12 protein-coding genes are annotated in these 10,748 nt (G+C 70.5%); 5 read left to right on the plus strand and 7 right to left on the minus strand.

The features are described 5' to 3' along the window. The first annotated feature begins 183 nt into the window (after nt 1–183). The gene (locus tag E4099_RS21795; RefSeq protein WP_135340798.1) at nt 184–1,653 is read left to right on the plus strand and encodes an NCS2 family permease; all 1,470 of its coding nucleotides are present in this window, start codon (nt 184–186) and stop codon (nt 1,651–1,653) included. A 25-nt stretch (nt 1,654–1,678) separates the two neighbouring features. On the opposite strand, the gene E4099_RS21800 is transcribed toward E4099_RS21795, so the two are convergent. Beyond that, nucleotides 1,679–1,864, minus strand: coding sequence for a ribbon-helix-helix protein, CopG family (locus tag E4099_RS21800; RefSeq protein WP_135340799.1), 186 nt, complete (start codon nt 1,862–1,864; stop codon nt 1,679–1,681). Between the two features lie 260 nt (nt 1,865–2,124). On the opposite strand from E4099_RS21800, the gene E4099_RS21805 reads away from it, so the two are divergent. Continuing rightward, nucleotides 2,125–2,643 carry a MarR family winged helix-turn-helix transcriptional regulator gene (locus tag E4099_RS21805; RefSeq protein ID WP_135340800.1) on the plus strand — a complete coding sequence of 173 codons (519 nt, stop codon included), beginning with the start codon at nt 2,125–2,127 and terminating at the stop codon, nt 2,641–2,643. A 104-nt stretch (nt 2,644–2,747) separates the two neighbouring features. Here E4099_RS21805 and E4099_RS33150 read toward each other — a convergent pair whose 3' ends face one another. After that, nucleotides 2,748–3,092, minus strand: a complete 345-nt coding sequence (locus tag E4099_RS33150) for a hypothetical protein (RefSeq protein WP_167828448.1) — start codon at nt 3,090–3,092, stop codon at nt 2,748–2,750. Here E4099_RS33150 and E4099_RS21815 point away from each other — a divergent pair. Then, nucleotides 3,016–4,407, plus strand: a complete 1,392-nt coding sequence (locus E4099_RS21815) for an MFS transporter (protein WP_386389697.1) — start codon at nt 3,016–3,018, stop codon at nt 4,405–4,407. The two genes, E4099_RS33150 and E4099_RS21815, sit on opposite strands and share 77 nt — an antisense overlap. Nucleotides 4,408–4,739: 332 nt before the next feature. Beyond that, entirely contained in the window at nt 4,740–5,303 is a 564-nt protein-coding gene (gene thpR, locus E4099_RS21820) for an RNA 2',3'-cyclic phosphodiesterase (RefSeq protein ID WP_135340802.1), read from the plus strand. A 308-nt stretch (nt 5,304–5,611) separates the two neighbouring features. Here the strand turns inward: thpR and E4099_RS21825 are convergent, their stop codons facing one another. The 4 genes from E4099_RS21825 to E4099_RS21840 all read right to left on the minus strand — a co-directional run bounded on the left by E4099_RS21825 (nt 5,612) and on the right by E4099_RS21840 (nt 8,928). Beyond that, a complete protein-coding gene (locus tag E4099_RS21825) occupies nt 5,612–6,607 on the minus strand; it encodes an aldo/keto reductase (RefSeq protein ID WP_135340803.1) in 996 nt (331 codons plus the stop codon). Between the two features lie 78 nt (nt 6,608–6,685). Beyond that, complete coding sequence (locus tag E4099_RS21830; protein WP_135340804.1) at nt 6,686–7,381, minus strand: GDSL-type esterase/lipase family protein; 696 nt, start codon at nt 7,379–7,381, stop codon at nt 6,686–6,688. A gap of 89 nt (nt 7,382–7,470) precedes the next feature. Then, complete coding sequence (locus E4099_RS21835) at nt 7,471–8,079, minus strand: Uma2 family endonuclease (RefSeq protein ID WP_135340805.1); 609 nt, start codon at nt 8,077–8,079, stop codon at nt 7,471–7,473. 327 nt (nt 8,080–8,406) lie between these two features. Next, on the minus strand, nt 8,407–8,928 hold the full coding sequence (locus E4099_RS21840) for a hypothetical protein (RefSeq protein WP_135340806.1): 522 nt from the start codon (nt 8,926–8,928) through the stop codon (nt 8,407–8,409). 151 nt (nt 8,929–9,079) lie between these two features. Here E4099_RS21840 and E4099_RS21845 point away from each other — a divergent pair, with 151 nt between their 5' ends. Further along, the gene (locus tag E4099_RS21845; RefSeq protein ID WP_135340807.1) at nt 9,080–10,108 is read left to right on the plus strand and encodes a hypothetical protein; all 1,029 of its coding nucleotides are present in this window, start codon (nt 9,080–9,082) and stop codon (nt 10,106–10,108) included. 88 nt (nt 10,109–10,196) lie between these two features. On the opposite strand, the gene E4099_RS21850 is transcribed toward E4099_RS21845, so the two are convergent. Further along, on the minus strand, nt 10,197–10,658 hold the full coding sequence (locus E4099_RS21850; protein WP_135340808.1) for a PPOX class F420-dependent oxidoreductase: 462 nt from the start codon (nt 10,656–10,658) through the stop codon (nt 10,197–10,199). Between the last annotated feature and the right edge of the window lie 90 nt (nt 10,659–10,748).

Here is a 10,748-nt window from a genome sequence, read left to right on the forward strand (position 1 = left end):
CCTCCCAGCCCCTCCGGAGGAGCCCCCCCCCACTACGCGCGTAGATAGCGATCTTTGGCCTATGCATTCATACTGAAACAGTCCGGGTCTGAGTGGAATGTTTCGTGTGAACCTCCAATGACGGCCTGGTTTCCTTTGTCGCTCTGGGATTTCTCTTTGTTCCACGCACCACTGAGGTCATAAATGCCCACCTCGGCCACCGCTCAGGTCGATGCCATGCAACCGCCACCGGCTCCGCAGACCAACGCTCTGGACAGGTTCTTCCAGATCACCGCACGGGGATCCTCGATCTCCCGGGAGATTCGGGGTGGCTTGGCCACCTTCTTCGCGATGGCCTACATCATCGTGTTGAACCCGATCATCCTCGGTGCGGGACACGACAAGTTTGGTCACCAGCTGGAGAACGGGCAGCTGGTCACCGCCACCGCTCTGATGGCCGGCCTCACCACGATCCTGATGGGCGTGATCGGCAACGTGCCGATCGCGCTGGCCGCCGGGCTCGGCATCAACGCGGTGGTCTCGCTCCAGCTGGCTCCCAAGATGAGCTGGCCGGACGCGATGGGCATGGTGGTCCTCGCCGGCCTGGTGCTGATGATCCTGGTCGCCTCCGGCCTGCGGCAGCGGGTGATGGACGCCATCCCGGGTGGCCTGCGGCGTGCGATCGCGATCGGCATCGGCCTGTTCATCGTGCTGATCGGCCTGGTCGACTCGGGCTTCGTCACCCGCAACCCGGACGCCGCGCACACCACCGTGCCGATGGGCCTGGGCATCGACGGCCGGCTCCAGGGCTGGCCGGTGGTGATCTTCGTGGTCGGCTTGGCGCTCACCTTCATGCTGGTGGTCCGCAGGACCCGGGGCGCGATCCTGATCGGCATCGTGTCGATGGCGGTCACGGCGATCATCATCAACTCGCTGGTCGACATCCCGGACCAGAGCTGGGGCCTGAGCGTGCCGCGGGTCCCGGAGAAGATCGTGGACACCCCGGACTTCGGTCTGATCGGCAATGTCAGCCTGTTCGGCGGCTTCCACGAGGTCGGGCTCCTCACCGGCTCCCTCTTCGTCTTCACCGTGCTGCTGTCCGGCTTCTTCGACGCGATGGGCACCATCATCGCGGTCGGCGAGGAGGCCGGGCTGATGGACGACGAGAAGGGCCAGATGCCCAACATGGGCCGGATCCTCATGGTGGACGGCATCGCGGTGGCCGGCGGCGGCTTCGGTTCGGCCTCGGCCAACACCTGCTTCGTGGAGTCCACCGCGGGCGTCGGCGAGGGGGCCCGTACCGGCTTCGCGAACCTCGTGACCGGCGGTCTCTTCCTGCTCGCCCTGGTCTTCACCCCGCTGGCGAGGGTGGTGCCCTCGCAGGCCGCCACTCCGGCGCTGGTGGTGGTCGGCTTCCTGATCATGGCCGCCAATGTGCGGGAGATCGACTGGAGCGACTTCACCATCGCGGTGCCCGCGTTCCTGACCATGGTCTCGATGCCGTTCACGTACAGCATCACCAACGGCATCGGGATCGGGGTGCTCTCCTTCATCCTGCTGCGTATCGCCGACCGGCGGGCCCGGGAGATCCCCTGGCTGCTGAACGCGGTCGGGCTGTGCTTCCTCGTCTACTTCCTGCTCGAACCCATCGAGCAGCTGCTCGGGGTGAAGTGACCCCGGCCGGGCGGCCCCGCCCGGTTCAACCGGCCCGGCGGTAGAGCCGCTGGGTCTCCTCGACCGACGTCAGCAGGCGTTCGTCGAAGTCGTCGCGAATGAGCGTCCGGACCACATAGTCCTGGACGCTCATTCCGCGTTTGGCCGCGTGCTGCCGGACGCGCTCCAGCAGCTCGCCGTCTATCCGCAGGCTGAGCACTGACGATCCCATGTGGCCAGGGTTCCGGGGGTGGTGCGGCCGGGGTGGCGTTTTACGGCCTATGCTCACTCGTTCGGGTGAGTTCGCCCCGATCTCGTCAACCCGTACCGTCTCCCCGCCCCGGAAGCCGCCCTCGAAAGCCCGTCCCGTCCACCGCCTGTCGGCCAGTCCCCTTGACACCCCGTATGGGTTCATCCTGTTTGCACCAGGCCGCCCACCCGGCAAGCCGAGATCCGTTTCATTAGCCGAGGTAATGAGTTATGCTAAAGAACATGCCGGAACTGTCCAACTCCGACTCGTCGGCCAAGGAGCCTCCTGAACGCAGGGCCCCTGCCGAGGGGATCGATGCCGCCCTCGCCACCGGTGACACCGTCGGCGACGCGGAGGCCGTGGACCTGCTGCGGTCCTCGGTGATGCGCCTGGGGCGCAGGCTCAAGCACCAGCGGGTGGACGAGTCGCTCAGCCCCACCGAGATGTCGGTACTGGGCACCCTTGCCCGCTGCGGCTCCGCCACCCCCGGGGAGCTCGCCCGCAAGGAGCACGTCCAGCCGCCGTCGATGACCCGCATCGTGGCCCTGCTGGAGTCCAAGGGACTGGTCCGGCTGGAACCCCACCCGGAGGACCGCCGTCAGAAGGTCGTCTCGCAGACCGAACAGGCCGAGGCGATGCTCGAGGAGAGCCGTCGCAAGCGGAACGCATGGCTGGCCGAGCTTGCCGGGAAGCTCGACGCCGAGGACTGGACGACGCTGCGCGCCGCCGCCCCCGTGCTGGAGAAGCTGGCCAACCTCTAGCGAATCTTGCCCCGAGGAGGCGAAGCCCCAGTGAGTTCGGGACCCGGAGCAGACTCCGCACCCGCACCGAAACCCGCGACCGACACCGACACCGACCCCACCCTTCACCCACGCCCGGCGCCCACTCCGGACGCCGCCGCGGTCACGGCCCCGGGCACTCCCGCCCAGGGCTCCGCCTCCGACCCGGTCCCGAGCGCCGCCGCCTCGGGCTCGACCTCCGACACGGTCCCGGGCACCACATCCTCGGGCTCCTCGGGCTCCTCGGGCTCGACCTCGGACACGGCCTTGGGCACCACCTCCGCGGGCTCCGCCTCCGCCGCGGTTCCGGAGGCCGCCGCCGCGGGCTCCGCTCCCCGTACCGCCCGGGAGGCCGTGGTCAGCCCCGCTTCGTCCGCTGCCCCTGCCTCCGCTCCCGGCTCCGTTCCGGACACCGGCGGACAGGGCGGCATGTTCAGCTCCCTGCGGATCCGCAACTACCGGCTCTTCGCCATCGGCGGCGTGATATCCAACACCGGCACCTGGATGGCGCGGATCGCCCAGGACTGGCTGGTGCTCAGCCTCACCGGCTCCTCGGCCGCGGTCGGCATCACCACCGCGCTCCAGTTCCTGCCGATGCTGCTGTTCGGCCTGTACGGCGGGGTGATCGCCGACCGCTACCCCAAGCGCCGGCTGCTGCTGATGACCCAGAGCGCGCTCGGCGCCTGCGGTCTGGCCCTGGCCGTCCTGACCCTCAGCGGACATGTCCAGGTCTGGCACGTCTACCTCATCGCCTTCCTGTTCGGCCTGGTCACCGTGGTGGACAACCCCGCCCGGCAGGCGTTCGTGGTGGAGATGGTCGGACCCCGGGATCTGCGCAACGCGGTCAGCCTGAACTCGGCCAACTTCCAGTCCGCCCGGCTCGTCGGCCCCGCCATCGCCGGTGTGCTGATCACCGCCGTCGGCAGCGGCTGGGCCTTCCTGCTCAACGGGCTGTCCTTCGGCGCCCCGCTGATCGGCCTGCTGCTGATGCGCACCAGCGAGCTGCACAAGATCGAGCGTGCGCCGCGGGGCAAGGGCCAGCTGCGCGAGGGCCTGCGCTACGTCGCCGGGCGCCCGGAGCTGATCTGGCCGATCGTGCTGGTCGGCTGCATCGGCACCTTCGGCTTCAACTTCCCGATCTGGCTGAGCGCCTTCGCGGACGACGTCTTCCACGCCGGACCGGGCACCTACGGTCTGCTCAACTCGCTGATGGCGGCCGGCTCGGTCACCGGAGCGCTGCTCGCCGCCCGGCGCGCCAGCTCCCGGCTGCGGCTGCTGGTCGGCGCGGCGCTGCTGTTCGGCGTCCTTGAGGTGGCGGCGGCGATGGCCCCGACGTTCTGGCTGTTCGCGGCGCTGATGGTGCCGATCGGCATCTTCGGACTCACCTTCAACGTCACCGCCAACTCCAGCGTGCAGCTGGCCACGGATCCGGCCATGCGCGGTCGGGTGATGAGCCTGTTCATGATGGTGTTCGTGGGCGGCACCCCGCTCGGCGGCCCGCTGGTCGGCTGGCTGACCGACGAGTACGGAGCCCGCCTGGGCTTCGCCGCCGGCGGCCTGGTCTCCGCCCTGTCCGCCACCGCGGTCGGTCTGGTGCTGGCCCGCATCGGCGGTCTCCGCCTCCATGTCGACCTGCGCGGCGGTCGCCGGATCATCGCCTTCGTACCCCGTGAGGCCGGTTCCCCGGAGGATCCGGCGGACACCCCCGACACCTCGGAGGCGCGGCGTCTGACCGCCAAGGCCTGACGCCGGACCGACGGCCGGCAGCGACGGCGGATACCGGGGCCCTGGGGCCGAGCCCCAAGGGCCCCGGGCGCGCGTTCGGGCTCAGGCCCCGGGCGCGCATCGGCGGGGCGAACGGCTCGCAGGCGCGGGTCCGGTGTCCCGGTCGTACGGACAGTCCGTGGGCTCGGGTACCCCAGGCCGTAACGCCCGGCCCCCGTCCGCGGGCGTGGGTCCGGCGCCCCCGGGTCGTGCGGAGAGTGCGCGGGCGCGGTCTCGGGCACCCCGGGCCGTAACGGCCGGTTCACAGGCGCGGGTCCGGTGCTCCGGTCGGTCCCGCGGGGGAGACTCGACACATGAGGCTCTTCGCCGCCACGTATCCGCCGCCCGATGCCCTCGCGGCGCTGGCCACCGCCGTCGCCGGGTTGCGCGACCTGCCCGGTGCCGACCGGCTCCGGTGGACCGGGGAGGACGGCTGGCACTTCACCCTCGCCTTCTACGGGGAGGTGCCCGACGAGCTGGTGCCCGAGCTGGGGGAACGGCTGGGCCGCGCCGCGCACCGCAGCCGGCCGCACACCCTGCGGCTGACCGGCGGCGGCCGGTTCGCGCACCGGGTGCTGTGGGTGGGCGCGGAGGGGGACCTCGCGGTGATGTCCCGGCTCGCCGACTCCGCCACGGCCGCCGGGCGCCGGCTCGGCCTGGACATGGAGCAGCGGGCCTACACCCCGCATCTGACCATCGCCCGCGGCCGCGCCCGCCACGCGGATCTGGCCGGCTTCGCGGCGGCGCTCGCGGACTTCCGGACCGCCGCCTGGACCGAGGGCGAGCTGCACCTGGTGCGCAGCCGGCTGCCCGCGGGCGGGGTGCTCGGGGCCCAGCCCCGGTACGAGACGGTGGGGAGCTGGCCGCTGGGCGGCTGAGTCGGCCGCTTAACCTTGAGGGGTGGATCCCAAAACCAGAACCCTGATCATGCGCGGCGCCTTCGGGCTGATCCTCCTCGTCGTCGCGGTGGCGGCCATCCTGCGCTGAGCGCCGGCCGCCCGCGCCCGTGAGCCCGTCCCCACCCGAGGACGGGCTCGCGCGCGTATCGCCTTTCGGTCGGATCCCCCGGCATGTGCGGCCTGACCGCCGCCCCGGCGCACATACGCTCCGCCATCGGTTCGAGGGCGGAGCGTACGTACCCGTCGACGTCCCCGGTCGGCCGCCGGCGACCGGGGACGCGCGCTCGCTACCAGGCGAAGGCCTCCGGGGAGGGGCCCGGGCCCGGGAAGATCTCGTCCAGCGAGGCCAGCAGCCCCTCGTCGAGCTTCAGCTCCACCGCGCGCAGGGCGGACGCCAGCTGGTCGGCGGTGCGCGGGCCGACGATCGGGCCGGTCACCCCGGGGCGGGTGAGCAGCCAGGCCAGGGCCACCTCGCCGGGCTCCAGGCCGTGCTTGTCGAGCAGGTCCTCGTACGCCTGCACCTTCTCCCGCAGCTGGGTGTTCTTGAGCGAGTCGCCACTGCGCCCGGAACCGCTGCGGGCCGCCCCGCCCTCCCTCTCCTTGCGGATGGCGCCGCCCAGCAGGCCGCCGTGGAGCGGGGACCAGGGGATGACGCCCAGCCCGTACGCCTCGGCGGCCGGGATCACCTCCATCTCGGCGCGCCGCTCGGCCAGGTTGTACAGGCACTGCTCGCTGACCAGTCCGAGCGAGCCGCGCCGCCGGGCCGCCTCGTTGGCCTGCGCGATGTGCCAGCCGGCGTGGTTGGAGGAGCCGGCGTAGAGGATCTTGCCCTGCTGCACCAGGAGGTCGATCGCCTGCCAGACCTCCTCCCACGGGGTGCGCCGGTCGACGTGGTGGAACTGGTACAGGTCGATGTAGTCGGTGCCCAGCCGCCGGAGGCTGGCGTCCACCGCCCGCCGGATGTTGAGGGCGGACAGCCGGTCCTGGTTGGGCCAGGGCTCGCCCTCGGTGCCCATGTTGCCGTAGACCTTGGTGGCCAGCACCGTCTTCTCCCGGCGCCCGCCGCCCTGGGCGAACCAGGTGCCGATGATCTGCTCGGTACGGCCCTTGTTCTCACCCCAGCCGTACACATTGGCGGTGTCGAAGAAGTTCACGCCGGCGTCCAGGGCGGCGTCCATGATGGCGTGGCTGTCGGCCTCTTCCGTCTGCGGCCCGAAGTTCATGGTGCCGAGGACCAGGCGGCTGACCTTGAGTCCGGTACGTCCCAGCTGTGTGTACTCCATGGGGTCAGCCAAGCCCTTGGAGCGCACTCGAGGCAAGGGTGCCCCCGGCCGCAGGAGCCGTCCGCCCCGGCCCGCCGGTCAGACGGCGGAGAGCTCCAGCTGGTACCCGTCGCCCACGTCCCATGCCTGGTGCATCGCGGCGGCGAAGGCGGCGGCGATCCGGTGCTCACCGGAGGCGTTGGGGTGGGTGCCGTCATAGGTGTCGCGATGGATGTCGTAGCCCTCGGGGCGGGAGGTCAGCAGCAGTGGGGAGTCGGCGGTGGAGAGTTCGGCGACGGCCTGGCCGAGGAGTCCGTTGAAACGGGCGACCTCGGCGCCGAACGGCGGGTCCGCCTCGGCGCGGATATTGGGTATCACCGGAAGCAGTACCGCCCGCACGGTCGGGTTGGCGGCCCGGGCCTCGGCGACGAAGCGGCGGACGTTGTCGACGGTCTGCGGGGCGTCGGTGTAGAAGCCGAGGTCTATCAGGCCCAGGGAGATCAGCAGGGTGTCGGCGCGATGGGTGCGCAGGGTGTCCTGGATGACCGGGGCCATGTGCAGCCAGCCCTCTCCCCATCCGGCGAGGTGGCGCCGGGCGTGCGAGGGGAAGCCCGGATCGCCGTAGGCGTGGGAGACCGGGGCGTCCGCCAGCTTGTCGTACACCTCCTGGCGAGGCCCGACGATCTTGTACGGGCCGCCGTAGGTGGTGTTGAGGTGCTCCCACATGCGGTAGCGCCAGGTGAAGTCGCCGGCGCTGCCGATCGTCATCGAGTCACCGACGAACATGATGCGCATCGGTGAAGTATGCACGTACCTACCTGGCGGTAGGCAGCCGGGTGCGAGATGCCGCGCCCCACGGGCCCCTCGCCCGGGGCGCGAGCGGGCTACGCGGGGCGGCCGTCGATGGCGGTCAGGTCGATGTCCAGCGCGAAGGGCACGGAGAGCTTGAGCCGATCGCGGTGGATGCCGGTCCCGACGTAGGCCCCGGTGGTGGGCTCCAACTCGAAGACGTGCACGACCGGCAGGCCCGTGCGGTCATCTCCCTCGACCCGCCAGAAGTGCGGGATCCCGGCCTTCGCGTACTTGAACGGTTTGGTCTCCCGGTCCCGCGCCTCGGAGTCCTCCGAGACCACCTCGACGGCGAGGACCACATCGTCCGGGTAGTAGGTGGTCTGGCGCGGGCCGGTGTCCGCGTCGGCGCGTACCACGAGGATGTCGGGCTCGGGGCGGTCCCGCGGGCCGAGCCTGACGGTCATCTCCCGGCATACTTCCAGTTCTGGCGGAGCCGCCAGAAGCAGGTGGTGTTCCAGCAGGCGCATCGCACGCATGTGGAACTTGGTCTGCGGACTCACGAAGACAAGACTCCCGTCGATCAGCTCCGTGTGCGGAGGCAGGTTCGGGAGCCGTTCCAGGTCGTCGGCGGTGTAACCGCCCGCGGGCGGGATCGGCCAGGTCGCGGGCACGGTCCACTCGGTCTCAGGCATGACACTCATCAGTGCTCCCATGGGACGGGATACTCGCCGACATCGTCAGCCTACCCAGCGGCTTTGCGGGCCCCTCCACTCGAACGAGTGAACTAGTCAGGTCGGATCGCGGAGGCGGCACCCCGGGGCAGTCGATGGCGCGTGGCCGGCGCGATCCGCGAGTGAAGCGGAATCGGGAGCGGAACCGGGTGTGAGGGGCGGGGAAATGCGGGGACGGCAGGGTGTTCATGTGTGCCTGGGGTGGCGAATGGAGCAGGGCCGTTTTCTTCACAGGATTATGTGAAGAAAACGGCCCTGAATTGTGAAGGCGCTCTCCCGGAGTGTCCCGAAGCGGAATTAGTTGCTGCTACGGGAGTTCTTGAACGCCAGGAATCCGCAGACGAGGGCGGCCAGCGCGCCGATCGCCACCATGTAGCTGCCGGCACCCGCGGTGAAGTCGAGTCCGAGCTGGTCGGCGGCGGCCTTGGCCTGGGACTCCGACATCCCCTCGTCCTCCGCCTTCTGCAGGAAGAGGCGCTCCGGGTCGGCGATGTTGATGGCCCCGATCACCAGCGTCACCAGCGCCGCCACCGCACCGGCGACATGCAGCACGCCCTTCTTGGCGAGCATGCCGCCGACGAACAGCACCGCGGCGAGGATGGCGGTGATGAGTGAGATCATCCCGTCGCCGTCGGTGCCCTTGATCCCGCCGGTCTCCCCCTCGGCCATGGTCCAGTTGAGACATGAGCCAATCAGAGCGATCACCGAGCCGACGATGGCAATGATCGGCAGCTTCTTGTCCGGCTCGGCAGCTGCGCCCTGCGGGGCGTAATTGGCCGGGGTCCCCTGCGGGTAGGGGGTTTGGGTGTAGTTGCTCATAGGGAAAGACCGTAGAGGGATTGGTTGAATACCCGCAACGACGTTATCCATTTTGATGCCCAATGCCCGATTAATTTCCGGTAAATAATCCTCTGATTAGGTCAACTAATCCGGCGATTACTTACGTGCTGTGATATGGCAGTCTGGGGCCATGCGTTCACCCTTGTGTGTGCTCGGCGCCGCGGTCCTGCTCGCGCTGTCCGCCGCCCCGCCCGCCCTCGCCGCCGGCGATGACCAAGAGCCGTCCTCCTTCACCATCGAGGACGAGCGAATCTCCGAGTCCAGCGGCCTGGCCGCGAGCCGTCTGCACCCGGGCGTCTACTGGACGCACAACGACAGCAGCGACGGCCCCTACGTCTACGCGGTGGACTCCAAGACCGGGCGCACGGTGGCGACCGTGACCCTGCAGGGCATCGGGCGCCCGCGCGACGTGGAGGGTATCTCGATCGGCCCGGACGGCAATGTCTATGTCGGCGACATCGGTGACAACCTGGGCGGCAAGTGGTCCAAGGTGTGGATCTACCGCTTTCCGGAGCCCAAGCGGCTGGGGAACACTACGGTGCGGGCGACCCAGTTCGACGTGCAGTACGAGGGCGGGCCGCGCAACGCCGAGGCCCTGATGGTGGATCCGCGCAGCGGGCGGGTCTACATCGCCAGCAAGAGCGACGAGGACCCCGGGCTGTACGTCGGCCCGCCGAAGCTCTCCAGCGGCGGCATGAACGTGTTCAAGCGGGTGTCGGACCTCGGTATGGAGGTCACCGACGGGGCGTTCAGCCCGGACGGCAGCCGGTTGCTGCTGCGCGGCTACTTCTCGGTGGCCGAGTACCACTGGGGGCCCAAGGGGCTGGGCAAGCGGGTGTCCGACGACCCCGGGCTCCCGTTGCAGCGGCAGGGCGAGTCGGTCACCTTCACCCCGGACGGCGGCACGCTGATGTACGGCACCGAGGGCCCCCGGAGCCCGGTCACCGCGGTGAGCCTGGACGGCGAGCAGGTGCCCGACGCCACCGCGGCCGAGCAGCGGCGGAACGGCGGCGGGAACGGCGGTCGGCATGGCGCGGCGGCCGATGGCGACGGTACGGACGGCGGGCTGAGCGCCCGTACCGTGCTGGTCGGCGCGGTGGTGGTGGGCGTACTGGCCTTCCTGGGCCTGCTGGGCAAGAAGGGGCGCCGGCGCGGTTGACCGCGGGCCGCGGGGTGCCTCGCGGCGGGCACGGGGTGTGTGGCCGGCCGGGGGAGCGGCGGGTTGCGCGTGCCTGGCCGGAAGCGGCTCAGCCGGGCCCCGGCCCGGTCGCCGTGCCGCCGGCCTCCGTGAAGCGTTCGTCCTCGGAGATCAGCCGTATCTCGTAGTGGAGCGTCTGGTCCCGCTTGAGCCGGTGGGCCAGCGGCACCAGCAGGCCGTGCATCAGCGGGTACTTGCGGGTGAGCAGCCGGGCCGCGTGCCGGCTCTCCCCGCTGCCTGCGGCCAGCAGATGGGTACGGGCCTTGGCGCCCGGCCCGGTCGGCCTGCCGCGCAGGGTGCAGGGCGCGATCTCCACCACCGGATTGCGCCGCATCCGCTTGGCCTTCCACGCCTGGCCGTAGGTGCGGATGTACCCGTGGTCGCCCTCGACCGCGATGTTGACCGGGGTGCCGACGGGCGTGCCGTCCTGCTTGTAGCTGGTCAGCAGGACGGTGCGCTGTCTGCGGAAGCGGATTATGCCGGTCGGCGGGGACGTCTGCGGACTGGACATACCTCCATGGAGCCACAGAACCCGCTGTTCGACACGTCGGCGGGGCGCGACCCGGGGGTCCACGGCGCGGGCGCCGCGGACTTCGACATC

It is taken from the genome of Streptomyces palmae, assembly GCF_004684805.1.
Taxonomy (GTDB): Bacteria; Actinomycetota; Actinomycetes; order Streptomycetales; family Streptomycetaceae; genus Streptomyces; species Streptomyces palmae.